Below are 21439 nucleotides of genomic sequence, written 5' to 3'. Positions count from 1 at the left end.
CTGCGCCAACGCGCGTAGCGTGGCCCGGTGTCGGCAGCAGGAGGGGGCTTGTGGTGACCGAGCAGTTCGAGGCGGACCGGACCTACGACCATGTGTATCTGGTGTTCGTCGACACCGCGGGGTATTCGACGATCGTTCTGTCGAATCCGAGAGACCGCGCCGCCCACGCCTTCGATCTGCTGCGCGAGCGGATGCGCAGCCGGATCGAGCAGCTGGCCGCGGAGCGCCGCTGCGCCCGCAGCGGGGTGTGGAGCTGGCGGGGCGACGGCGGCTTCTTCGCCGTCCACGACGACAGCGAGAGCGTGGCCCGCGATGTCGCACTGGAGGCGGCCAGGACGTTTCTCACCCTGGACCTGCTCCATCTGCGGGACGAGTTCGCGCGGGCGGGCGTGGGCGGCGAGCTGCATCTGCGGATGGCCGTGCACAAGGGCACGATCCAGCACACCGGCGAGGGGCGGACGGGTGCGATCCACTCCCCCGACATCAATCTGGCCGCCCATCTGGAGAAGGCGACCCCCCGGGACTGCCTGGCGATCTCGGAGGACGTGTACCGCACCGCGGGCCCGCACGCGGAGCGGTTCGCGCTCGTGGGGAGCCACGAGGGCAAGCGGGTGTATCTGATGGCCGGGGACGGCGGGCCTGAGCGAGCGGCCAAGGCCTGGCTGGGGAGCCGCGGTCTTGACGGGGGCACCACGGTCCACGCGTATCCCGAACGGCCCAGCTCCGAGGAGAAGGCGCGGCTGCTGGACGCGGCGTCCGAGGAGGTCCTCGACATGGGCACGGCGCTGCGCACCTCGTCCGGCCGGCTGGTGACCACGGAGCGCCCGGCCCGCTATCGCGACGCGGTGCTCGGTCTGCTGCGCCGGGGCGGCGTCTACAGCTGCTATCTGCTGGATCCGTCCTCGGACGCCGCGGCCACGCTGTCGCACCAGTACCAGGAGGACATGACGCGGAAGATCAAGGACTCACTGGAGCGGTTCGGCCGGTTCAAGGAACGCTACGGCGCCGAGGCCGAGGGGCTTCGGGTGTATCAGACGGACGAGTTCCCGGGCTTCTCGGCGCTGGCCGTCGATATGCGGCGGCCCGACGGGCTGATCCTCTACTCCTCGTATCTCATGGGCGCCGGCAAGTACGGCGTGATCGAGCGCGGCGATATGCCGCACCATCTGATCAGCCCGGCGGCCGGGCCGGTGTTCGGGCGCATCCGGGAGCTGGCCGAGGCGCGCGGCACCACGGGGGGAGTCGAGCGCGTCCTGTGAGCCCGCTCAGCCCACGGGAACGCTCCAGGGCAGCGCGATCCAGACGGTCTTCCCGCCCTCGGGTGTCGGAATGACGGACACCTCGCCGCCCCACTCCGCGGCCAGTGAACGGATGATCAGCAGACCCCGGCCGCTGTCCTGGTGGGGGGCGGCCGGGAGCCGTTTGGGCCATCGGGGGTGGCTGTCGGTGACGCCGATCCGCAGCCGCTCCTCACGCTCGAGCCGCACGTCCACGGTGAAGGTGGGTGACTGGCCCATCGTGTGCTGCACCGCGTTGGTGGCGAGTTCGGAGACGACGAGCCGTACGATGCCGACGGTCTCCGCGTCCGTCGGCAGACCCCATTCGGTCAGCACGCTCGTCACATATCTTCGCGCCGCGGTCACCGAGACCGGCGCGCTCGGCAGAGTGACGGATGCTTCCTGGTGGTCAGCCATGGCGACCCTGTCCCTTCCCGCCGGGGTCGCGGCTGCGGGCGCGTGCGAGTGGTATTGCCAAGCCAGTGAAGTCGTTGGGCAGCCCCGGCGGCTCTAGCGTCAGAGTGCCATCGATAGGGCCCGCGACGGGGGCGATCCGCCGAGTTATGCATATATCTGTCGCTCGAAACGGTGAACTCTGCTACGGAAGACCGGATTTGAGCGGCACACTGGCGACCGGGAATTCACAGATAGCCGAAAGGGGACATCATGCGGTATGGCCCTGCGGTGCGCCGCCGCAAGCTCGGTGCGGAACTCCGCCGCCTCCGCGATCTCGCCGGACTCACCAGCGGTGAGGCCGCGCGCCGGGTGGGCTGGCACCAGTCGAAGGTGAGTCGGCTGGAAACCGGGCGCAGCGGCGCGAGACCGTCCGATGTGACGCGGCTGCTGGATGTCTACGGGGTCGCCGACCCGGAGTTGCGGGCGCTGCTGGAGGCGCTGTGCGGCGGGGGCGCCTCGGATCCCGAGGGTTCGCGGCGCGGCTGGTGGTACGCGTACCGCGATCTGCTGCCGCCCGCCTACCGGGACTTCATCAGCCTGGAGTCGGAGGCCTCGGCCGCGTACACGCTGGAGACCACGGTGGTGCCGGGGCTGCTCCAGACCCCGGACTACGCGCGGGCGGTGACCCGGGCGGCGCTGCCGGATCTGCCGCGGCCGGAGGTGGACACCTTGGTGGAGGTGCGGATCGCGCGGCAGTCGGTGCTGCGCGGGGCGCGTCCGCTGCGGCTGCACGCGGTGCTCGACGAGGCGGTGCTGCGGCGGGAGGTCGGCGGGCCCGGGGTGATGGCGGCTCAGCTGAGGCATCTGGCAGAGGTGGCGGCGCTCCCTCAAGTACGGCTCCAGGTACTGCCATTCTCGGCCGGAATGCCCATTGGCATCACGGGTCCTTTCATTATTTTTTCGTTTTCGCACATTAGTGATCTCGATGTTGTTGTTCTCGACCACTTGACGAGTAGCCTCTACCTGGAGCGGAAAGAAGACCTCCGGGCGTACAGCGCCGCGTTCGACACGCTGCGCACCAACGCCCTGTCAGTCAAGGAATCGTTGACCTTCATCACAAAAATCGGGGGCGGCGCCTGAGGGGGCACCATGTCTGGAATGTCCTGGTCCCTACCCTGCGATTCGGCACTGCGCGATGCGCAATGGCGGCGCAGCAGCTACAGCACCGGAATGAACAACTGCGTCGAGTCGGCCGCACTCCCGCCCGGCCTGCTGGCCGTGCGGGACTCCAAGAACACGGCCGGTCCCGCGTTGCTGTTCACCCCGGAAACGTGGGTCACGTTCGTCGACGCGCTACGGGGCGGCGCGCTCGACACCGACGGGACCCGCGCCGACGGGCGTAGCTGAGCCGTCTAAGCGGTCGGCGCGGTCCTCACGACCGCGTCGGCCGCCTCCTCGATTTGCTGATCGGTCAGATCCGCCCGGGCCGTCAGCCGCAGCCGGGAGATGCCGTCCGGGACGGACGGCGGGCGGAAGCAGCCGACGGCCAGCCCGGCCGCCCGGCAGTCCGCGGCCCAGCGCACCGCCCGCTCGGGCGAGGGGGCCCGCACCGACACCACCGACGCGTCCGGCCGCACCGCACTCAGCCCGGCGGCGGTGAGCCGTTCGTACAGCGCGGTGGCCACCGCGCGGGCGCGCTCGGCGCGCTCCGGCTCGCGGCGCAGCAGGCGCAGGCTCGCCTGGGCGGCGCCCACGGCGGCCGGGTTGAGGCCGGTGTCGAAGATGAAGGTACGGGCCGAGTTGACCAGGTGTTCGATCACCCGCGCCGGTCCCAGGACGGCCCCGCCCTGGCTGCCCAGCGCCTTGGACAGCGTGACCGTGACGACCACATCGGGCGCCCCCGCGAGCCCGGCGGCGTACGGCGCGCCGCGCCCGCCGTCGCCCAGCACCCCGAAGCCGTGCGCGTCGTCGACGACCAGGGCCGCGCCGTGTGCGCGGCAGGCGGCGGCGAGGCCGGGCAGGGGCGCGGCATCGCCGTCGACGGAGAAGACGGAGTCGGTGACCACGAGCGCGCGGCGAGAGGTGGTTTCCGTCCGGGAGGCGGTTTCCAGGGCCTTGCGCACCGCCTCGAGGTCCGCGTGCGGCACGACGGCGACCTCGGCCCTGGACAGCCGGCAGCCGTCAATGAGCGAGGCGTGGTTGCCCGCGTCGGACAGGACCAGGGCGTCGCGACCGCTCAGCGCGGCGACGGCGGCGAGGTTCGCCGCGTAGCCGGAGGAGAACACCAGGGCCGCCTCGAAGCCGCAGAAGGCGGCGAGTTCCGCCTCCAGCGCGGCGTGCAGCTCCGTATGGCCGGTGACCAGCCGGGACCCGGTCGAGCCCGCCCCCCAGCGTGCCGCCGCCGCACCGGCCGCGGCCGTGACCTCCGGATGCCTGGCCAGGCCCAGGTAGTCATTGCCCGCCAGATCGAGCAGCGGGGAGTCGGCGGGACGGGGGGTGAGCGTGCGGACGAGTCCGGCACGGCGCCGCCGTTCGCTCTGTTCGTCGATCCACTCGAACGGGTCGTCGTGACGGTCCTGGGGCATACGCCGTCCCTGCCTTCCGCCGGGCACCTGTCGGGCGCCAACTGTCGGGTCCCGATAGAACGTAGCGGCGTCCATGCATGGTCAGGGTGTGGCAATACACACACCTGGAACGGGTGGTGTTGTGGAGTCTCTCCTTTGCCCCGGGCCCTGGGGCAGGGCAGGATCGGCGCCATGGAGCTGCTGAAGACGCTGGTGGACAAGGGGCTGCGGCGCGAGCTGCCGACCCGAGAAGAGGCCCTCGCCGTGCTGGCGACCGCCGACGACGATGTGCTCGACGTGGTGGCCGCGGCGGGCAGGGTGCGCCGCGCCTGGTTCGGGCGGCGGGTGAAGCTCAACTATCTGGTCAACCTCAAGTCCGGCCTGTGCCCCGAGGACTGCTCGTACTGCTCACAGCGGCTCGGCTCGCGCGCCGGCATCCTCAAGTACACCTGGCTGAAGCCCGAGGAGGCCGCGGCCGCGGCGGGCGCGGGGGTCGCCGGCGGCGCCAAGCGGGTCTGCCTGGTCGCCAGCGGGCGCGGGCCGACGGACCGGGACGTGGAGCGGGTCTCCCGCACCATCGAGGCGATCAAGGAGGAGAACGAGGGCGTCGAGGTGTGCGCCTGTCTCGGCCTGCTCTCGGACGGGCAGGCGACGCGGCTGCGGGAGGCGGGCGCCGACGCGTACAACCACAACCTCAACACCTCGGAAGCCACGTACGGGGACATCACCACCACCCACACCTACGCCGACCGGGTGTCGACCGTGCAGCAGGCCCAGGCGGCGGGCATGTCCGCCTGCTCCGGGCTGATCGCGGGCATGGGCGAGACGGACGAGGACCTGGTCGACGTGGTCTTCGCGCTCCGCGAGATGGACCCGGACTCGGTGCCGGTCAACTTCCTCATCCCCATCGAAGGCACCCCGCTCGCGCAGGAGTGGACGCTCACCCCGCAGCGCTGTCTGCGCATCCTGGCGATGGTGCGGTTCGTCTGCCCGGACGTCGAGGTACGGCTCGCCGGCGGCCGCGAGATCCATCTGCGCTCGCTCCAGCCGCTCGCCCTGCACCTGGCCAACTCGATCTTCCTGGGCGACTATCTGACCACCGAGGGCCAGGCGGGCGCGGACGACCTCGCGATGATCGCCGACGCCGGCTTCGAGGTGGAGGGCAGCGACACGACGACGCTGCCCGCGCACCGGGCCGACGCGCTCGCGGCGGCCCGGGTGGGCTGCGGTTCGCACAGCTGTTCCGAGGGGGAGGCGACGGGCGGAGGCTGCGGGCCGTGCGGCGACGCCGCGCCCGCGGAGGCGCCGGCCGCCGAAGCCGGGGTCGGCGCAGTCGAGCCCGCGCAGGCCGCCGGCGCCCGCACCGACCTGGTCGCCGTGCGCCGCCGTGGCGCGGGCACGGACCTGCCGCCCAATGCCTGAGCCGCTGACGCCCGCCGAGCTGCTGGCCCTGGACCGGCGGCACGTCTGGCATCCGTACGGGCCGATGCCCGGCCGCCAGGACCCGCTGATCGTCGAGTCCGCCTCCGGGGTCCGGCTGCGCCTGGCCGAACCGGCCGAGGGCCACCGGGAGTTGATCGACGGGATGTCGTCGTGGTGGTCCGCCGTCCACGGCTACAACCACCCGGTGCTCAACGACGCGGCCCGCGGCCAGCTGGACCGGATGAGCCATGTGATGTTCGGCGGACTCACCCACGAGCCCGCCGTGCGGCTGGCCGCCCGCCTCGTGGAGCTCACCCCCGAGCCGCTCGAACACGTCTTCCTCGCCGACTCCGGATCCGTCTCGGTCGAGGTCGCGGTCAAGATGTGCCTCCAGTACTGGCGCTCGCTGGGCCGCCCCGCCAAGCGACGGCTGCTCACCTGGCGCGGCGGCTACCACGGCGACACCTGGCAGCCGATGGCGGTCTGCGACCCGGACGGCGGAATGCACCACCTGTGGTCGGGCCTGCTGCCCCGTCACCTCTTCGCCGACGCGCCCCCGCCCGGCTTCGACGCCCCGCCGGACCCCGCGTACGAGGCGCATCTGCGCGACCTGATCGCCCGCCACGCGGACGAACTGGCCGCGGTGATCGTCGAGCCGGTGGTGCAGGGCGCGGGCGGTATGCGCTTCCACTCCCCCGGCCTGCTGCGGGTGTTGCGCGAGGCCTGCGACGAGCACGACGTGCTGCTGGTCTTCGACGAGATCGCCACCGGCTTCGGCCGCACGGGCGAGCTCTTCGCGGCCGGACACGCGGGCGTCAGCCCCGATGTGATGTGCCTGGGCAAGGCGCTCACCGGCGGTTATCTGACGCTCGCCGCGGCGCTGTGCACCCCGCGCGTGGCGGACGGCATCTCGCGCGGCGAGCTCCCGGTGCTCGCGCACGGCCCGACGTTCATGGGCAACCCCCTGGCCGCCGCCGTCGCCCTCGCCTCGATCGACCTGCTGCTCGGCCACGACTGGCGGCAGGAGGTCAAGCGCATCGAGGCGGGCCTGCGGGACGGCCTGGCCGCCACGGCCGAACTGCCCGGCGTACGGGACGTCCGGGTCCTGGGCGCCATCGGTGTCGTCCAGCTCGACCACGCCCTCGACGGAGCGGGCATGGCGGCGGCCACCCGCGCGGCGGTACGGGAGGGCGTCTGGCTGCGGCCGTTCCGCGACCTGCTGTACACCATGCCGCCTTACATCACGGGCGACGACGACGTGACCCGCATCTGCGCGGCCGTCCACGCGGCGGCCCGAGCGGCCTGACCCGACCGGGCAGGCGTCCGCCGCGACACCCCGCACCCACACGAGAGACCGAAAGGCGCCACCCCATGCCCGTACTCGTCATCACCGGCACCGGCACGGAAATCGGCAAGACCGTCACCACCGCGGCCATCGCCGCCGCCGCGCTGGCCGGCGGCCGGTCCGTCGCGGTGCTCAAGCCCGCGCAGACCGGGGTCCGGGCGGACGAGCCGGGGGACGCGGCGGAGGTGGCGCGGCTGGCGGGGGCGGTCACGCAGGCGGAACTCGCCCGCTACCCGGACCCGTTGGCCCCGGCCACCGCCGCCCGCCGGGCCGGCCGTCCCGCCGTGCGGCCCGCCGACGTGGCCGAGGCGGCGGGAAAGCTGGCCGCCGAGCACGACCTGGTGCTCGTGGAGGGCGCGGGCGGGCTGCTGGTGCGCTTCGACGAGGAGGGCACGACGCTCGCGGACGCGGCGCGGCTGCTGGACGCGCCCGTGCTGGTCGTCGTCCAGGCGGGCCTGGGCACGCTCAACACGACCGCCCTGACGGCGGAGGCGCTGCGCGCCCGGGGCCTGCACTGCCCCGGCATCGTCATCGGCAGCTGGCCCACGGCCCCGGGCCTCGCGGACCGCTGCAACGTCGCGGAACTGCCCGGGGAGGCGGGCGCCCCGCTGCTGGGCGCCGTGCCGCAGGGCGCGGCGGCCCTCCCGCCCGCCGACTTCCGCGCCGCGGCCCCCGGCTGGCTGGCCCCCGAGCTCGACGGGACCTGGAGCGCGGAGCGGTTCGCCGCGGCGCACGGCTGACCGGGCCGACGGTCCAACCGGGCGGCGGGGCGCACGCGATCGTCGCGTGCGCCCCGCCGACCCACCCCCGCGGCCTCATCCCGCGGCGCGATACGCCGCCCTCAGCTTCCGCAGCGCCCCGGTCACATCCCCGCCGAGCAGCAGATGGTCCGCCTCGGCGAAGGGCTTCGCCACCGCCGGGGTGATCTTCTGGCCGACCCGGTCCTGGACCAGGAGCCGCGCGGCCGTCACCAGGGCCCGGCCCTCCGCGGAGTCCGCGCGCCCGGCCTTCCACAGGGCCCTCGCCTCGGCGGTCAGCTCCCCGAGGCGCTTCGCGCCGCCGTGCGCACCGGGCGCACGGGCCGTCGTCAGCCCCCAGCCGTACGGGTACTGCGGGTCGTACGCCGCGTCGCCCACGTTGATCGGCAGCTGGGCCTCGGACTTGGGCCAGGTCAGCGGCAGCTGCCCGGTGAAGGGCCGCTTGCCGTAGAGGACGTCCGCGACCCCGTCGCCCTCCGTGCCGGGCAGCCAGGAGGCGACGAGGGCGTCGATGTCGCCGAGGCGGTCGCCGATGAGCTGCGGGCGGCCGGAGACGATCAGCACCGCGCACTTCATGGCGCCGCACACCCGGTCGACCGCGGCCCGGTCGGCCTCGGACAGCCGCAGGTCGTGGCCGTTGCCGACGTCCCCCACTCCCTCGGCGTACGGGGTCTCGCCGACGACCACGACACCGACGTCGTGTCCGTCCGTCGGGGCGGAGGCGTCCCTGGAGTAGGTGACAGCGGAGTCGGCGGCCGCCTTCCGCATGCCCTCCAGGATCGTGGTGCCCTCGGTGTGCCGGCCGGAGGAGCCCTGCCAGGTGATGGTCCAGCCGCCGGTCTGGTTGCCGAGGTCATCGGCATTGGACCCGGCGACGTAGACCTTCTGGGAGGGGGTCAGAGGCAGCACCCCGCCGCCGTTCTTCAGCAGCACCTGCGACTTCGCGGCCGCCTCGCGGGCGACGGCGCGATGGCCGGCCGAGCCGATCCGGTCGAGGTTCGAGGTGTCGGCATACGGCTTCTCGAAGAGGCCGAGCCGGAACTTGGCCGTCAGGATGCGGGAGACCGCGTCGTCGATCCTGGCCCGGCTGATCCGGCCGGCCTCGACCTCGTCGACGAGGGTGGAGTGGAAGTCCGCGTACGCCGTGGGCACCATGACCATGTCCACCCCGGCGTTCACCGAGGTGCGGACGTCGCTCGGGTAGTCGCCGGGGATCTGGTCGATGGCCTTCCAGTCGCTGACGACGAAGCCGTCGAAGCCCATCCGGCCCTTCAGCACGCCGTTGATCATCGCCCCGTCGGCGTGCATCTTGAGCGGCGGCCGCCCGTCACCGAGGATGTCGAGCGAGGAGTACGAGGGCATGACCGTGCCCACCCCGCGGCGCACGGCCTCCCGGTACGGCGCGAGGTGGATCTTCTCCAGCTCCTCGCGGGTGACCTTGGTGACGCCCTGGTCGATGGTGTAGCCGTCGGTCGTCGAGGAGCCGAACTCCGTACCGCCGTCCCCCACGAAGTGCTTGGCGGTGGTCAGCACCTTGTCGCGGCGGTCGAGGTCCTTGCCGCTCGGCGCGCCCTGAAGGCCCCTGATGACCGGCTCCATGGCGATGACCAGCGCGGGGTCCTCGCCGAAGGACTCGTACGCCCGTCCCCACCGCTCGTCGCGGGACACGCACAGGCAGGGCGCGAAGTCCCAGGGGACGCCGGTGGCGCGCACCTCGGAGGCGGTCACCGCGCCCGTCCTCTCGGCCAGCCGGGGGTCGCGGGCGGCGCCGAGGCCGATGTTGTGCGGCATGATCGTCGCCCCGACGAGATTGTTGTGGCCGTGCACCGCGTCCACGCCGTACACCAGCGGGATCTGGAAGCGGGTGGCCTGGGCGCGCAGTTGGAAGGCGTCCACCATCCGCGCCCAGGCCTCGGGCGTGTCGGGGGTGGGCACCGAGCCGCCGCCGGACAGCAGGGAGCCGAGGCCGTAGGCGGCGATGTCGCCCGGTGAGGTGAGCGCGCCGCGCTCGGCCTGGGTCATCTGTCCGGCCTTCTCCGCCGGCGACATCCGGGAGAGCAGGTCCTTGACGCGCTGCCGCACGGGCAGCTTCGGGTCGAGATACGGCAGCCCATGGGCGTCGATCACGACCCGGGGCGGCTCGGCGGGGGCCTTGGCGCCGGACACGGTGAGCCGCAGCGGAACGGTCTCGGCGGGTTCGGCGCCGCCGCCCCGCGCGGTGACGACCTCGACGGTGCGGGAGGCGCCGGAGGCGGTGCCGGCCGGGAAGGTCACGCTGCCCTCGGCCGGGCGGTAGTCCTCGCCGGGGGTGGCGGTGGCGCCCGGGCCGTCCGCGTCGGTGGCGTAGTCGACGGTCACGGGTTCGCCGAGCGGCGCGGAGCCGGTGGTGGCCACGGAGATCCTGACCCGGGCGGTCGCGCCCTCCTCGACCGGGTAGACGGCCGCGTCCGTGACCACCCGCGCCTTGAGCGAGCCGTCGGCCGTCGCGTGGCCCGCGGCCGCGGCGCCTCCCGTGAGGGGCAGTAAGGCGACGACGACGGCCCCGGCGATGAGCGACGCCGCGGTGGGTCCGAGCCTTCCGTGCTCTCTTGTCTGTCTCCGCTGTCCTCGCTGGCCTGGCATCGCGGCTCCTTCGGCGCTCCTTCGGCTGGATGCACAGATCCTGGGCCGACGGGCCGCCCCGATCGCGGCGGCACGCCGCTCAGGCGCTCCAGGTGCGCAGCTCGGCGGCGATGGCGTGGACGTCTGCGGTGCCGTCCTTGACGAGGCGGGCCAGGTCGCGGACGCGCTCGGGGGTGGTGGCGATCTTCAGCCCGCTGGCGACGAGATAGGCGTACGCGACGGCGGTGGCGAACAGCGCGTTGGACCGCTCCAGGGCGGGCACCAGCAGGAGCAGCTGGAGCAGCGAGGCGGCCCTGGTCTGCGGGTCGGGGTAGACGGGGGTGCCGAATATCTCGGCTTCATGCCTGCTGACGGCGGCGACCAGCGCGCCGTAGTCGGTGACCTGCGGGTCCCCGGGGGTGCTGCGCTCGGCGACCATCAGCAGCCAGGCGAGGTCGATCCGCACAGTCAAGACCGCGCCCCGGCCTCCTTGCCGAACTCCTCGTCGAACACGGTTTGATACTGCTTCATGAAGTCGGCGGCCGCCTCCACGAAGGTATGGCCGACCTCTCCGGCGTCCTTGCGGACCAGCTCTTCGATGTAGCGGTTCATGCTCATGCCCCGCTGGAGCGCACGCTCCCGCGCCACCTCCGCGGTGGCCTCATCGACCCGGACGTTCAGCTGTGTCTTCGCCACGGCCTCACGCTAGCGTCAATCCGCTAGCATCGGCAAGCCGGGTCTCGCATCGCGGGACCGGGGGCAATTCGATCGACGCCGGGCTCCCGGCGGTGATGGGATCCCACCATGAACGATCTCGTGATACGGGCCGCGACGCCCGCGGACCTCGACGCCGTGCTGGCCTTCTGGAAGGAAGCCGCCGAGGGCACCAGCATCAGCGACGACCGGGACGGCGTGGCCCGACTGCTCGACCGCGACCCCGAGTCGCTGCTGCTGGCCGAGCGGGAGGGACAGCTCGCCGGGACCGTGATCGCGGGCTTCGACGGCTGGCGCTGCCATCTGTACCGGCTCGCCGTGCACCCCGGCCACCGGCGCCAGGGGGTGGCCACCGCGCTCCTCCGGGCGGCCGAGGAGCGGTTCACCGCGCTCGGCGGGCGGCGCGGTGACGCGATGGTGCTGGAAGACAACGCACTCGCCCACCACGCCTGGCGCGCGGCGGGCTACGCCCCGCAGCCGGAGTGGAGCCGCTGGGTCAAGCCGCTGGCCACCTCCCGGTAGGCCCTGTCCGGCGGATCTTGACGCCTGCGGCGGGCCCCACCTGTGCGGCTCCGCCGCGTGGCCGCCGGACACCCGCCGGCCCACATCGCGCACTCCCCCTGTTCCTGCCGGACCATGGGACAGGGGTGACCCGATGACCGAAGTGCTCCTCCTGGCCGTGGCGGTCCTGCTGGCCCTCGCCTGCGGCGGGTTCGTCGCGGCCGAGTTCTCCCTGACCACCGTCGATCGCGGTGAGCTCGAGCGGGCGGTCGAGCGCGGGGAGCGGGGCGCGGCCAGTGCGCTGAAGGCCGCGCGCAGCCTGACCTTCCAGCTCTCCGGCGCCCAGCTCGGCATCACCGTCACCAATCTGGTGGTCGGCATGGTCGCCGAGCCGTCCGTGGCCGCGCTGCTGGCCGGGCCGCTCGAGGCGGCGGGGGTGCCGGCCTCCGCCGTCCACTCGGTGGCGCTGGTGATCGGCACGGCCCTGTCGACGGTCGTGCTGATGGTCGTCGGCGAGCTGGTCCCCAAGAACTGGGCCATCTCCCGCCCGCTGGCCGTCGCCCGGGCCGTCGCCGCCCCGCAGCGCGCCTTCAGCGCCGCCTTCCGCCCGCTCATCGCCCATCTCAACAACGCCGCCAACCGCACGGTGCGCCGGATGGGCCTGGAGCCCGCCGAGGAACTGGCCTCCGCGCGCAGCCCTCAGGAGCTGGTCGCGCTGGCCCGGCACTCGGCCCGGGAGGGCGCCCTGGAGGAGGACACCGCGGAGCTGTTCGTACGGACCCTGAATCTGCGGAAGCTGACCGCGGAGAACGTGATGACCCCGCGCGTGCAGGTCATCGCGCTGGACGTACGGGCCACCGCCGAGGACGTCGCCAACGCCACGCGCGCCACCGGCCTGTCCCGCTTCCCGGTCTACCGCGGCAGCCTGGACACCGTCGTCGGCACCGCCCACATCAAGGACCTGCTGGCCCTCCCCGCCGAGGAGCGGCCCCGCCGCCCGGTGTCGGAGCTGATGCGCGAGCCGCTGTTCGTCCCCGCGCCGCTCACCGTGGACCGGGTGCTCGACCGGCTCTCGGGGGAGCGCAGCATGGCCGTGGTCATCGACGAGTACGGCGGCACGGCCGGGGTCGTCACCCTGGAGGACATCGTCGAGGAAGTGGTCGGCGAGGTCCGCGACGAGCACGACCCGCACGAGAAGCCGGGCCTGGCCCCGGCCGGGGAGGACGCGGAGGGCCGGGCGCTGTACGACGCGGACGGCGCGGCCCGCGTCGACCAGCTGGAGGCGCTCGGCATGCGGGTGCCGCACGGCCCGTACGAGACCCTGGCCGGGCTGGTGGCCACCGGGCTCGGCCGGATCCCGGTACGGGGCGACACCCTGGAGGTGGCGGGCTGGGGCGTCGAGGTGGCCGACGACTCCGGCCACCGGGCCGCGCGCGTACGGCTGCGCGCGCCGCTGCCGGACGACGGGGATCGCGGGGATCGCGGGGATCCCCGGGACGGCCGGAGCGGAGACGGTGAGGGGGCGGCCCGATGACCCTGCTCCAGGTGCTGATCGGCCTGCTGACGGTGGTCGTCAACGCCTTCTTCGTGGGGGCCGAATTCAGCCTCGTCTCGGTGCGGCGCAGCCAGATCGAGCCGCGCGCCGAGCAGGGCGACCGGCGGGCGCACGCCGTGCTGTGGGGCCTGGAGCACGTCTCCGCGCTGCTCGCCGCGGCCCAGCTGGGCATCACGCTGTGCACGCTGGTGCTGGGCGCGGTCGCGGAGCCGGCCATCGCGCATCTGCTGGAGCCGGTGTTCCACGCGGTGGGCCTGCCCCTGGGGCTGATCCACCCGGTGGCGTTCGTGATCGCGCTGACCGCGGCGACCTATGTGCACATGCTGTTCGGCGAGATGGTGCCCAAGAACGTGGCGCTGGCCGAGCCGGTGCGCACGGCGCTGCTGCTCGGCCCGCCGCTGGTCGCCCTGGCGCGCGGCCTGCGCCCGGTGATCTTCACGGTCAACTCCTTCGCGAACGCCCTGCTGAAGCTGTTGCGGGTGGAGCCCAAGGGCGAGGTGGCCTCGACCTTCTCCGACGACGAACTGGCCCGGGTGGTCGTGGACTCCCGCAAGGCCGGAATGCTCGACGACCGGGCCACCGAACGGCTGCGGGACGCCCTCGAACTCGGCCGCCGCCGGGTGCGCGATGTCGTGCTGCCTCTGGACCGGGTGGTCTCCGCCCGGCTCGGGGTGACCCCCGAGGAGCTGGAGGGGCTGGCGGCCGAATCCGGGTTCTCGCGCTTCCCGGTGGTCGACGGCTCCGGGCGCATCCTGGGCTATCTGCACGTCAAGGACGCGCTGGACGCCCGCCCCCGCGACCTGCCGTTCCGCCTCGACCAGCTGCGCTCGATCGCCCGGGTGCGGCCCCAGACGGCGCTGGACGACGTGCTGACCGCGATGCGCGACAGCCGCACCCACCTCGCCGCCGTCATCGGCCCGGACGGTCGTCTGGAGGGCCTGGTCACCATGGAGGACGTGCTGCGCGAGCTGGTCGCCTGAGCGGGCGGGCAGGCGGCCCGCCATCCGCCCCTCATGCGTCTGCCATGTGTCACCGCCTAGTCACCCCGCCGCGACTCGTGCGCGATGATGCACGCCTGCCAGTGGGCGAGCGCCTCGGCCTTGCCCCCGCCCCCTTCCTCCGCCACGGCCAGCAGCGCGTCGGCTGCCATCGCGGCCAGCCGGACGGCCACCCGGCACACGTCCCGCCGCTCCAGCGGGTCCAGCAGGGCGACGGCCCCCTCCCCGTCGTCGGCGAGCGCGGCGGCCACGATGGCCATGGTCGTACGGTCGCATTCAAAGGCATCCACGCCGCCAGACTGCCCCGATGCGCCCCGTCCGGAACCCGGCACGGGCCAACCGAGGGATCCGCCGGGCGCGCGGGGCGCGCGTGAGGCGCGGGTCACGCGAGCCTCATGTGGGCCGGGTGCCGGATGGGTCGTAGCGGAAGATCGTGTACTCGATCCTCCCGATGACCTTCGTTCTGGTGGTCCGCCGGTACAGCTCGGGCGGCCGGAAGATGTTGTCGTCGTAGATGTCGGCGCCCGGCTCCAGGTTCCAGATGGCGGTCGTGCCGTTGCGCGCCCCGCCCTCGAAGTAGATGTTGGTCATGCCCATGCGGCTCATCATGCGCGCGCCCGCCGTGGCGCGCACCCACGGGGCGGTCATGGCACGCCCACCGGATAGGATCGCCCGCGCCATGCGGATGAACACCACCTACACCAGCTACGTCGCGGTCGGCGACTCCTTCACCGAGGGCATGTCCGACGGACTGCCGGACGGCAGCTACCGGGGCTGGGCCGATCTGCTCGCGGCGCGCCTCGCGGCCCGCACCCCCGGGTTCCGCTACGCCAACCTCGCGGTGCGCGGCAAGCTCATCGGACAGATCGTCGACGAGCAGGCCGACCCGGCGGCGGCGATGGGTGCGGATCTGGTCACCCTGGTCGGCGGACTGAACGACGTGCTGCGGCCCAAGTGCGACGTGGAGCAGGTCTGCGGGCTGCTCGAGGATGCCGCGGGGCGGCTGGCGCCCAGCTGCAAACAGCTGGTGCTGATGCGCAGCCCGGGGCGGCGCGGGCCGGTGCTGGGGCGGTTCCTGCCGCGGATGGAGGAGCTGTTCTCCTTCATCGACGGGCTGGCGGCGCGGCACGGCGCGATCGTCGTGGACCTGTTCGCCTCCGAGGCGCTCGGCGATCAGCGGATGTGGGCGGAGGACCGGCTGCATCTGAACGCCGAGGGGCACCGGCGGGTGGCCGAGGCGGTCTGGCAGGCGCTGGGGCACGAGCCGGAGGCCGACTGGGACGCACCGCTGCCGCCCGCCGTACGGCCCGGCTGGGCCGCCCGGCGCGCCTCGGACGCGCGCTTCGCCCGCGAGCACCTCGGGCCGTGGATCGGCAGGCGGCTGACGGGCCGTTCCTCGGGCGACGGGCGGCCGCCGAAGCGGGCCGAGCTGCTGCCGTACGAGGGCTGATCCGTCGCCGTACCGGCGCTGGGGCGCTGCCGTTCGGGCGTGACCACGGCCACCGCGCTGGCCTGCGCATACGCCCAGTAGACTGTCTGTCCGTGACTGCTAAGCCGCGCATCCCGAACGTCCTGGCCGGCCGCTACGCCTCGGCGGAGCTGGCCGTCCTGTGGTCCCCCGAGTACAAGGTGACGCTGGAGCGGCGGCTGTGGCTCGCCGTGCTGCGCGCCCAGAAGGACCTCGGGATCGAGGTGCCGGACGCCGCCCTCGCCGACTACGAGCGGGTGCTGGAGACCGTCGACCTGGCCTCGATCGCCGAGCGCGAGAAGGTCACCCGGCACGACGTGAAGGCCCGGATCGAGGAGTTCAACGCGCTCGCCGGGCATGAGCACGTCCACAAGGGCATGACCTCCCGCGATCTGACCGAGAACGTGGAGCAGCTCCAGATCCGGCTCTCCCTGGAGCTGGTCCAAGGCCGTACGGTCGCCACGCTCGCCCGGCTGGGGAAGCTGGCCGCCGAACACGCCGAGCTGGTCATGGCCGGGCGCTCGCACAACGTGGCGGCGCAGGCGACGACCCTCGGCAAGCGCTTCGCGACCGCGGCCGACGAGTTGCTGGTGGCGTACGGGCGGCTGGAGGAGCTGCTGGGCCGCTACCCGCTGCGCGGCATCAAGGGCCCGGTCGGCACCGCACAGGACATGCTGGACCTGCTGGGCGGCGACGCGGCCAAGCTGGCCGAGCTGGAGCGGCGGATCGCCGGGCACCTGGGCTTCGGGCAGGTCTTCACCTCCGTCGGCCAGGTCTACCCGCGCTCGCTGGACTTCGAGGTGGTCACCGCGCTGGTGCAGCTGGCCGCGGCCCCCTCCTCGCTCGCCAAGACGATCCGGCTGATGGCCGGGCACGAGCTGGTGACCGAGGGCTTCAAGCCCGGGCAGGTCGGCTCCTCCGCCATGCCGCACAAGATGAACACCCGCTCGTGCGAGCGCGTCAACGGCCTCGCGGTGATCCTGCGCGGCTATGCCTCGATGACCGGCGAGCTGGCCGGCGACCAGTGGAACGAGGGCGATGTGTCCTGCTCGGTGGTGCGCCGCGTCGCACTGCCGGACGCCTTCTTCGCCTTCGACGGGCTGCTGGAGACCTTCCTGACGGTGCTCGACGAGTTCGGCGCCTTCCCCGCCGTCGTCGCCCGCGAGCTGGACCGCTACCTGCCCTTCCTCGCGACGACGAAGGTGCTGATGGGGGCGGTGCGGGCCGGGGTGGGCCGCGAGGTGGCCCACGAGGCCATCAAGGAGCACGCGGTCGCGTCGGCGCTCGCGATGCGCGAGCAGGGCGCCGAGCGCAACGAGCTGCTCGACAAGCTGGCCGCCGACGAGCGCATCCCGCTGGACCGCGCTCAGCTCGACGGGCTGATGGCCGACAAGCTGTCCTTCACGGGCGCGGCCGCCGAGCAGGTCGCCGCGGTGGTCGCCCGGATCGAGGAGATCGCCAAGCGCCACCCGGAGGCCGCGGCGTACACGCCCGGGTCGATCCTCTGACCGGGCCCGGCACCCCGAGATGACCCCCGACGAACTGGAAGCCGCCCGCGACCGCCTCGTGCCCGACGTGGTCGCGGACGGCCTCCGCGTGCTGTTCTGCGGCATCAACCCCGGGCTGATGACCGCCGCGACGGGCCACCACTTCGCCCGGCCGGGCAATCGGTTCTGGCCCGTCCTGCACGCCTCGGGGTTCACCCCGCGCCGGCTCCAGCCGTCCGAGCAGCACGAGCTGCTGGGGTACGGCCTGGGGATCACCAATGTGGTCGCCCGCGCCAGCGCCCGGGCCGACGAGCTGAGCGACGAGGAGTACCGCGAGGGCGGGCGGCTCCTGGCGGAGAAGGTCGCCCGGCTGCGCCCGCGGTGGCTCGCCGTCGCGGGTGTGACCGCGTATCGGGTGGCCTTCGGCGACAAGCGGGCCAGGATCGGCCCGCAGGAGCGCACCATCGGCGCCACCCGGATATGGGCCCTGCCCAACCCCAGCGGGCTCAACGCCCACTGGACCCTGGCCACGATGGCCGAGGAGTACGGCCGGCTGCGCGCCGCCGCGTACGCCGACGGTGACGGCTGACCGCTGAGAACAGGCGGCTGGGAGCAGGCGGCTCAGCGCACGCTGTCCTCCCCTATCGCCGCGACCAGTTGCAGGGGCAGCTCGCGGTCCCCCTGCCCTATCCCCAGCCCTATCCAGCGCCCGCCGGTCCGCCAGCCGTACATCCGCCCCACATAGCCGCACAGCGACCGCAGCGGCTCCGGCACCGGCTCGCCCATGGCTTCGCGCTCCAAATGGTATGCCAGGTCGAGGACTTCGGGCTCGCCCCAGCGTAAGGACAACACCTGGACGAGCACCCGCAGCTCCGCCTCGAATTCCTCCTCGACCTCGATCAGGCGCTCCAGATCCGCGTCCCAGAAGTCCTCGCTGACCCGGAGGTCGGCGACATGGAAGCCGGGGCCGCTCGCCACGCCCCCGACGACGCCCCGCCGGTCGGGGAAGTCCCGGGCGCGCAGCCGGTCGATGGTCGCCAGATGGTCCGCCGTGCTGGTCATGACGTCATTAAACAAGCGGGGTACGACAATCAGGCGGTCCGGCGGTCAAACGGCGCCCGGCAGTTGGCCGCCCGTCAGCTGTCCCGGCGCTCGACCGCCAGCCGCCCGCAGAACACCGCGACCGCCGTGTACAGCGCCAGCACCCCGAGCCCCGTCCACGCGCCGAGCGGGCCTTCCGGCGTGGCATGCAGCACCTGCTGACCGGCCTGGTCGGGGAGGAACCTGGTGGCGGACGTGGCGCCGAACACCGGGGAGAGGAACGAGACGACGGGGACGACCAGCGCCAGGGCGCCGACCGAGCTGCGCAGCACGGCGGCGACGCCCGCGGCCAGCACCGTCAGCAGGGCGAGATAGATCCCGCAGCCGACCGCCGCGCGCAGCGCTCCCTGTGCGCCCGGGCCCACGCCCTCGTCGCCGAGCAGCGCCTGGCCGCTGAGCAGCGACACGAATCCGGTGACCAGACCGACGGCCAGGGCGCACAGGCCCACGACGGTCAGTTTGCACCCGTAGTAGAGGCCGCGCCGGGGTACGGCGGCCAGCCAGACGCGGATGCCTCCGCCGGTGTATTCGTTGGCCACCGCGAGGACGCCGAAGCAGACGGCGGCGATCTGTCCGAAGGGCAGGCCGAAGAAGGAGTAGAAGACCGGGTCGAAGTCGCTCTCCTTGCCGTCATAGGTCGCGCTCGCGACCGCCGAGATCCCGGCGGTCGCCACCAGACCGCCGAGGAGGGCGAGCAGGAGGGATCGCAGGGTGCGGATCTTCATCCACTCCGAGTGCAGCACCGCTTTGACCGACATACGACCTCAAACCTCCTGCTTCGTTGTGTTCACGTTCTCGTCCTCGGATGTGGGCGCGGATGTGGGCGCGGACGCCGTGAATTCCGCCTCGTCCGCGGTGAGCCGCAGATACGCCTGCTCCAAGGAGGCCTTGTCGTCGACCAGTTCGAGGACGGGGATGCCGTGCTGGGCGGCCAGCGTGCCGACCTGCTCCGGTGTGGCCCCGTCGACCGTCCAGTGGTCCGGCCCGTCCGGCTCCACGGTCAGCCCCGTGCGGGTCAGCTCCGCGCGCAGCCGCTCCGGCTCGGTGGTGCGCACCCGCACCCGCGGTCGGCTGTGTTCCCGGATGAACGCCTCCATGGACATGTCGGCGAGCAGCCTGCCCCGGCCGAGCACGACGAGGTGATCGGCGGTCAGCGCGGTCTCGGCCATGAGATGGCTGGAGACCAGGACGGTGCGGCCCTCTCCGGCCAGCCGTTTCATGAGCGTACGGATCCAGATGATGCCTTCGGGGTCGAGCCCGTTGGCCGGCTCGTCGAGCATCAGCACGGGCGGGTCGCCCAGCAGCGCCGCCGCGATGCCCAGTCGCTGCCGCATGCCGAGCGAGAACGTCCTGATGCGCCGCTTCGCGGCAGCGGCCAGCCCCGACTCCTCCAGCACGGCGTCGACCCGGCTCGCGGGGAGGCGGTTGCTCAGCGCCAGGCACAGCAGGTGGTCCCGGGCGGTGCGGGCGCCATGGGCGGCGCCCGCGTCCAGCAGCGCGCCGACGTGGCGCAGGGGCTCGTCGTGCTCGCGGTACGGGCGGTCGCCGACGGTCGCGGTGCCGGAGTCCGGCCGGTCGAGGCCCAGCACCATCCGCATGGTGGTGGACTTGCCGGCGCCGTTGGGCCCGAGGAAGCCGGTGACCCGGCCGGGCTCCACCCGGAAGGTCAGCCCGTCCACGGCGCGCACCGACCCGTAGTCCTTGGTCAGCTCATGTACGTCGATCGACGTCGCGGTGGTCATGGTCTCCACGCTGCCGTGCCGGGCCGCCCGTGGCTTCCCCCACCAGCGGGGTCGGCCTCCCCCGCGCGGGGGAGGGCGTGGGAGCGGGGCTCAGGGCACGATGGCCGATGTGTCCACGTCGCCCGCCGCCCTCGCCACCCGTATCCCGCGCGCCGCACGGGCCGCCGTCGCCCCGCTGGCCCGGGCGGTCACCTACACCCGCTGGCTGCATCTGCTGATGGGGGCCGTGGTGGCGGCGGCGTGCGGCCTGGTCTACCCCGGGCTCTTCGACCTCCGCACCGCCGATCTGCTGTGGCTGCCGGTGCTGCCGGTGCTGCCGCTGGTGGCCGTCGCGATGGTGCCGGCCACCCGGCTGGCGGAGGGGCTCCAGGCACGTCTGCTCCTCACCCCCGGAGAGCACGCGCGCCACCAGCAGGGGCATCTCGCCCCGCGGATCGCGGCCGCGCCGTCCGCGTCCCGGGGCGACCGGGCGCGCACCGCGCTGTGGCTGGTGCTGCGGCTGGAGGCGGGCTGTCTGACAGCGCTGCTGAGCGTCCAACTGCCCAATGTGACGGGGGCGCTGGTCGCCGCGGCGTCCGATGGCACGCCCACGGCGGTCATGGGCCTACGGATCAGCGGCCACCACTGGTGGTACGCGCTGCTCGCCCCGCTCCCCCTCGCCGCCCTGATGGCCCTGGTCGTGGCCGCCGGGAGCCTGATGACGGCGGCCGCCACCCGGCTGCTGGGCCCGTCGGCCGCGGAGCGGCTGGCCGCGCTGGAGGAGCGTACGGAGCGGCTCCTGGAACACAACCGGCTCGCCCGCGAGTTGCACGACTCCATCGGACACGCGCTCACGGTCGCCGTGGTGCAGGCGGGCGCGGCGCGCGCGGCGGGCTCCGCGGAGTTCACGGACCGCGCGCTGGCCGCGATCGAGGAGACCGGGCGGAGCGCGCTGGAGGACCTGGAGCGGGTGCTGCGGCTGCTGCGCGAGGACACCGCCCGGGGCCCGGCCGACCGCCCGGGACTCACCGACGCCGAGCGCCTCCTGGAGTCGGCGCGGGCGGCGGGCTCGACGCTCGACGCGGAGGTGACCGGCCCGCTGGAGGAGCTGCCAGGACCGGTGTCCCGCGAGGGCTACCGCATTCTCCAGGAGGCGCTGACCAATGTGCTGCGGCACGCGGGCCCGGTGCCGGTGACGGTACGGGTCGCCGTCGCCGCGGACACGGGGGCGCTGCGGCTGGACGTACGCAACCCGCTGCCGGGTCCCGGCCGCCCGGACGGGCCGTTCGCCGGTCCCGGCCGCGGCACCGGCCTGCGCGGCATCCGCGAGCGGGCGGCGCTGCTGGGCGGCGAGGCGGAGGCGGGCCCGTACGAGGGCGAGTGGCGGCTGAGTGTGACCCTGCCGCCCGACCGGAGCGACGCCCACGTGTGATCCGAGGCCGAGGCGAGCACATTAAGACCGTCCGGCGGTAGGGAGCGCGGGTGAAGGAGCGGGTCGAGGGGCAAGCATGGGCGTGCCCCGTGAGGAGAG

At 73.4% G+C, this 21439-nt stretch carries 23 protein-coding genes; 13 read left to right on the top strand and 10 right to left on the bottom strand.

Annotation, left to right across the window (positions count from 1 at the left end):
• Positions 1-53 precede the first annotated feature (53 nt).
• On the top strand, positions 54-1259 hold the full coding sequence (locus ACZ4WQ_RS30420) for a nucleotidyl cyclase domain-containing protein (protein ID WP_311729477.1): 1206 nt from the start codon (positions 54-56) through the stop codon (positions 1257-1259).
• A 6-nt stretch (positions 1260-1265) separates the two neighbouring features.
• Here ACZ4WQ_RS30420 and ACZ4WQ_RS30415 read toward each other — a convergent pair whose 3' ends face one another.
• Positions 1266-1694 carry an ATP-binding protein gene (locus ACZ4WQ_RS30415; RefSeq protein WP_311729478.1) on the bottom strand — a complete coding sequence of 143 codons (429 nt, stop codon included), beginning with the start codon at positions 1692-1694 and terminating at the stop codon, positions 1266-1268.
• Between the two features lie 249 nt (positions 1695-1943).
• Between ACZ4WQ_RS30415 and ACZ4WQ_RS30410 the strand changes: the two genes are divergently transcribed.
• Together ACZ4WQ_RS30410 and ACZ4WQ_RS30405 are read left to right on the top strand one after the other, a co-directional pair.
• Positions 1944-2813, top strand: a complete 870-nt coding sequence (locus ACZ4WQ_RS30410) for a helix-turn-helix domain-containing protein (protein WP_361189141.1) — start codon at positions 1944-1946, stop codon at positions 2811-2813.
• A gap of 9 nt (positions 2814-2822) precedes the next feature.
• A complete protein-coding gene (locus ACZ4WQ_RS30405; protein ID WP_352132645.1) occupies positions 2823-3080 on the top strand; it encodes a DUF397 domain-containing protein in 258 nt (85 codons plus the stop codon).
• Positions 3081-3085: 5 nt separating this feature from the next.
• Here the strand turns inward: ACZ4WQ_RS30405 and ACZ4WQ_RS30400 are convergent, their stop codons facing one another.
• Positions 3086-4258 carry an 8-amino-7-oxononanoate synthase gene (locus ACZ4WQ_RS30400; protein ID WP_468022588.1) on the bottom strand — a complete coding sequence of 391 codons (1173 nt, stop codon included), beginning with the start codon at positions 4256-4258 and terminating at the stop codon, positions 3086-3088.
• A gap of 171 nt (positions 4259-4429) precedes the next feature.
• On the opposite strand from ACZ4WQ_RS30400, the gene bioB reads away from it, so the two are divergent.
• From bioB to bioD, 3 genes are all read left to right on the top strand, one after another.
• Positions 4430-5659, top strand: coding sequence for a biotin synthase BioB (gene bioB, locus ACZ4WQ_RS30395; protein ID WP_361189134.1), 1230 nt, complete (start codon positions 4430-4432; stop codon positions 5657-5659).
• A complete protein-coding gene (locus ACZ4WQ_RS30390) occupies positions 5652-6965 on the top strand; it encodes an adenosylmethionine--8-amino-7-oxononanoate transaminase (RefSeq protein ID WP_311729483.1) in 1314 nt (437 codons plus the stop codon). The genes bioB and ACZ4WQ_RS30390 overlap by 8 nt, the downstream gene beginning before the upstream one ends.
• 65 nt (positions 6966-7030) lie before the next feature.
• Complete coding sequence (gene bioD, locus ACZ4WQ_RS30385) at positions 7031-7744, top strand: dethiobiotin synthase (protein ID WP_468022587.1); 714 nt, start codon at positions 7031-7033, stop codon at positions 7742-7744.
• A gap of 75 nt (positions 7745-7819) precedes the next feature.
• On the opposite strand, the gene ACZ4WQ_RS30380 is transcribed toward bioD, so the two are convergent.
• From ACZ4WQ_RS30380 to ACZ4WQ_RS30370, 3 genes are all read right to left on the bottom strand, one after another.
• Entirely contained in the window at positions 7820-10384 is a 2565-nt protein-coding gene (locus ACZ4WQ_RS30380; protein ID WP_311729485.1) for a glycoside hydrolase family 3 N-terminal domain-containing protein, read from the bottom strand.
• 79 nt (positions 10385-10463) lie between these two features.
• Positions 10464-10835, bottom strand: coding sequence for a fic family toxin-antitoxin system, toxin component (locus ACZ4WQ_RS30375; protein ID WP_311729486.1), 372 nt, complete (start codon positions 10833-10835; stop codon positions 10464-10466).
• Positions 10832-11059 carry an antitoxin gene (locus tag ACZ4WQ_RS30370; RefSeq protein ID WP_311729487.1) on the bottom strand — a complete coding sequence of 76 codons (228 nt, stop codon included), beginning with the start codon at positions 11057-11059 and terminating at the stop codon, positions 10832-10834. Before ACZ4WQ_RS30370 ends, ACZ4WQ_RS30375 begins: the two co-directional genes overlap by 4 nt.
• Positions 11060-11167: 108 nt before the next feature.
• Between ACZ4WQ_RS30370 and ACZ4WQ_RS30365 the strand changes: the two genes are divergently transcribed.
• From ACZ4WQ_RS30365 to ACZ4WQ_RS30355, 3 genes are all read left to right on the top strand, one after another.
• Complete coding sequence (locus tag ACZ4WQ_RS30365; RefSeq protein WP_468022586.1) at positions 11168-11599, top strand: GNAT family N-acetyltransferase; 432 nt, start codon at positions 11168-11170, stop codon at positions 11597-11599.
• Between the two features lie 133 nt (positions 11600-11732).
• Entirely contained in the window at positions 11733-13112 is a 1380-nt protein-coding gene (locus ACZ4WQ_RS30360; protein WP_361189122.1) for a hemolysin family protein, read from the top strand.
• Complete coding sequence (locus tag ACZ4WQ_RS30355; RefSeq protein WP_311729490.1) at positions 13109-14113, top strand: hemolysin family protein; 1005 nt, start codon at positions 13109-13111, stop codon at positions 14111-14113. Before ACZ4WQ_RS30360 ends, ACZ4WQ_RS30355 begins: the two co-directional genes overlap by 4 nt.
• Positions 14114-14169: 56 nt before the next feature.
• Here ACZ4WQ_RS30355 and ACZ4WQ_RS30350 read toward each other — a convergent pair whose 3' ends face one another.
• Positions 14170-14391 (bottom strand): hypothetical protein, encoded by a 222-nt coding sequence (locus ACZ4WQ_RS30350; protein ID WP_311729602.1) that lies wholly within the window; start codon positions 14389-14391, stop codon positions 14170-14172.
• 133 nt (positions 14392-14524) lie between these two features.
• A complete protein-coding gene (locus ACZ4WQ_RS30345; RefSeq protein ID WP_311729491.1) occupies positions 14525-14779 on the bottom strand; it encodes a hypothetical protein in 255 nt (84 codons plus the stop codon).
• A 31-nt stretch (positions 14780-14810) separates the two neighbouring features.
• Between ACZ4WQ_RS30345 and ACZ4WQ_RS30340 the strand changes: the two genes are divergently transcribed.
• From ACZ4WQ_RS30340 to mug, 3 genes are all read left to right on the top strand, one after another.
• Positions 14811-15581 (top strand): SGNH/GDSL hydrolase family protein, encoded by a 771-nt coding sequence (locus ACZ4WQ_RS30340; RefSeq protein WP_311729492.1) that lies wholly within the window; start codon positions 14811-14813, stop codon positions 15579-15581.
• A gap of 92 nt (positions 15582-15673) precedes the next feature.
• A complete protein-coding gene (gene purB / locus ACZ4WQ_RS30335; RefSeq protein ID WP_311729493.1) occupies positions 15674-17107 on the top strand; it encodes an adenylosuccinate lyase in 1434 nt (477 codons plus the stop codon).
• A 19-nt stretch (positions 17108-17126) separates the two neighbouring features.
• Complete coding sequence (gene mug, locus ACZ4WQ_RS30330) at positions 17127-17675, top strand: G/U mismatch-specific DNA glycosylase (protein ID WP_311729494.1); 549 nt, start codon at positions 17127-17129, stop codon at positions 17673-17675.
• A gap of 32 nt (positions 17676-17707) precedes the next feature.
• Here mug and ACZ4WQ_RS30325 read toward each other — a convergent pair whose 3' ends face one another.
• The 3 genes from ACZ4WQ_RS30325 to ACZ4WQ_RS30315 all read right to left on the bottom strand — a co-directional run bounded on the left by ACZ4WQ_RS30325 (position 17708) and on the right by ACZ4WQ_RS30315 (position 19929).
• Complete coding sequence (locus ACZ4WQ_RS30325) at positions 17708-18148, bottom strand: hypothetical protein (RefSeq protein ID WP_311729495.1); 441 nt, start codon at positions 18146-18148, stop codon at positions 17708-17710.
• Between the two features lie 74 nt (positions 18149-18222).
• Positions 18223-18945, bottom strand: coding sequence for an ABC-2 transporter permease (locus ACZ4WQ_RS30320; RefSeq protein WP_311729496.1), 723 nt, complete (start codon positions 18943-18945; stop codon positions 18223-18225).
• A gap of 6 nt (positions 18946-18951) precedes the next feature.
• Complete coding sequence (locus tag ACZ4WQ_RS30315; protein ID WP_311729497.1) at positions 18952-19929, bottom strand: ABC transporter ATP-binding protein; 978 nt, start codon at positions 19927-19929, stop codon at positions 18952-18954.
• A 100-nt stretch (positions 19930-20029) separates the two neighbouring features.
• On the opposite strand from ACZ4WQ_RS30315, the gene ACZ4WQ_RS30310 reads away from it, so the two are divergent.
• Positions 20030-21340 (top strand): sensor histidine kinase, encoded by a 1311-nt coding sequence (locus tag ACZ4WQ_RS30310; protein WP_468022585.1) that lies wholly within the window; start codon positions 20030-20032, stop codon positions 21338-21340.
• The last annotated feature ends 99 nt before the right edge of the window (positions 21341-21439 follow it).

This window comes from Streptomyces sp. NPDC028305, assembly GCF_055569495.1.
The sequence above is the reverse complement of the archived record's forward strand: the minus strand, read 5'-3'. Positions and strand labels throughout refer to the sequence as shown.

Bases quoted from the DNA above. Each gene is read 5' to 3' on its own strand.
- ACZ4WQ_RS30355 (WP_311729490.1), top strand. From the start codon at position 13,109: ATGACCCTGCTCCAGGTGCTGATCGGCCTGCTGACGGTGGTCGTCAAC.
- ACZ4WQ_RS30350 (WP_311729602.1), bottom strand. From the start codon at position 14,391: ATGGCCATCGTGGCCGCCGCGCTCGCCGACGACGGGGAGGGGGCCGTC.
- ACZ4WQ_RS30340 (WP_311729492.1), top strand. From the start codon at position 14,811: ATGCGGATGAACACCACCTACACCAGCTACGTCGCGGTCGGCGACTCC.
- ACZ4WQ_RS30400 (WP_468022588.1), bottom strand. From the start codon at position 4,258: ATGCCCCAGGACCGTCACGACGACCCGTTCGAGTGGATCGACGAACAG.
- ACZ4WQ_RS30310 (WP_468022585.1), top strand. From the start codon at position 20,030: ATGGCCGATGTGTCCACGTCGCCCGCCGCCCTCGCCACCCGTATCCCG.
- ACZ4WQ_RS30360 (WP_361189122.1), top strand. From the start codon at position 11,733: ATGACCGAAGTGCTCCTCCTGGCCGTGGCGGTCCTGCTGGCCCTCGCC.
- ACZ4WQ_RS30315 (WP_311729497.1), bottom strand. From the start codon at position 19,929: ATGACCACCGCGACGTCGATCGACGTACATGAGCTGACCAAGGACTAC.
- ACZ4WQ_RS30405 (WP_352132645.1), top strand. From the start codon at position 2,823: ATGTCTGGAATGTCCTGGTCCCTACCCTGCGATTCGGCACTGCGCGAT.
- ACZ4WQ_RS30380 (WP_311729485.1), bottom strand. From the start codon at position 10,384: ATGCCAGGCCAGCGAGGACAGCGGAGACAGACAAGAGAGCACGGAAGG.
- ACZ4WQ_RS30390 (WP_311729483.1), top strand. From the start codon at position 5,652: ATGCCTGAGCCGCTGACGCCCGCCGAGCTGCTGGCCCTGGACCGGCGG.
- ACZ4WQ_RS30345 (WP_311729491.1), bottom strand. From the start codon at position 14,779: ATGACCGCCCCGTGGGTGCGCGCCACGGCGGGCGCGCGCATGATGAGC.
- bioD (WP_468022587.1), top strand. From the start codon at position 7,031: ATGCCCGTACTCGTCATCACCGGCACCGGCACGGAAATCGGCAAGACC.
- ACZ4WQ_RS30320 (WP_311729496.1), bottom strand. From the start codon at position 18,945: ATGTCGGTCAAAGCGGTGCTGCACTCGGAGTGGATGAAGATCCGCACC.
- ACZ4WQ_RS30325 (WP_311729495.1), bottom strand. From the start codon at position 18,148: ATGACCAGCACGGCGGACCATCTGGCGACCATCGACCGGCTGCGCGCC.
- ACZ4WQ_RS30365 (WP_468022586.1), top strand. From the start codon at position 11,168: ATGAACGATCTCGTGATACGGGCCGCGACGCCCGCGGACCTCGACGCC.
- mug (WP_311729494.1), top strand. From the start codon at position 17,127: ATGACCCCCGACGAACTGGAAGCCGCCCGCGACCGCCTCGTGCCCGAC.
- ACZ4WQ_RS30410 (WP_361189141.1), top strand. From the start codon at position 1,944: ATGCGGTATGGCCCTGCGGTGCGCCGCCGCAAGCTCGGTGCGGAACTC.
- ACZ4WQ_RS30415 (WP_311729478.1), bottom strand. From the start codon at position 1,694: ATGGCTGACCACCAGGAAGCATCCGTCACTCTGCCGAGCGCGCCGGTC.
- bioB (WP_361189134.1), top strand. From the start codon at position 4,430: ATGGAGCTGCTGAAGACGCTGGTGGACAAGGGGCTGCGGCGCGAGCTG.